A 713-nucleotide genomic window follows, 5' to 3' on the forward strand; every position below is an offset into this window, starting at 1 on the left:
GTTTATTAATATGCGCGCGCCCTGATATCTTCTTGTTTTCAGGCCAGCTATCTACTTGCTTCTTAATATAGCTTGCAAAATGGCTACGCTCATCACGGACACGTTCCATTACTCGTTTACCATCTATCTGAGTCGTAGCATGAATGCCAAAGTCCTCAGAATGATTGGCGTCATGAGCACGATCAGCTGCGGCAATTAAAAGTTTACTTGGCATACAGCCAACTTGGATACAGGTTGTACTCCAAAACCCGTCATTAATAATAACAATGTTTTCAATAGTTTTACTGGCTTGACGAAACGCGTTCTGACCTGCAGTACCAGCACCAATTACTGCTACCTCTACCTTACGAGTGACATTCTTGTCAGTGTTACCAGACAGTTTGCTCATATTATCCTCAGTTAGTTGATTATTTATATCTATATTTGACGATTTATTTTTTTAAATAGTGGGCTTTAATACTAAAGCTTATCTAAACGTTATGCACCTATGCATACGTAGCAAGCTGTTGCAAAAATGTGTCATTATTTTCTTAGATGACATAAATGTTTTTACAAAAATATTGATTGAGAATGATAAATATAGTTTCTGTCTTGTCAGAAAGTTTCATAGCAAGTGCTAATAATAAAGTAATGATTACGAAAAGCTTTGATATACAATTAAGTTTACTAAGTCAACATGGCAAACAGATGTCATTAGTGGATGATGCGCTGGC

Annotated in this window: 1 protein-coding gene; it reads right to left on the reverse strand. The window is 36.5% G+C overall.

Annotated elements, in window-relative coordinates; translation table 11 throughout:
• Positions 1–388, reverse strand: a 388-nt coding sequence (locus tag ACS8FD_RS20500; protein WP_439277222.1) for an FAD-dependent oxidoreductase, incomplete at its 3' end; no start/stop codon positions are given.
• Between the last annotated feature and the right edge of the window lie 325 nt (positions 389–713).

The organism is Psychrobacter sp. 1U2 (assembly GCF_051847575.1).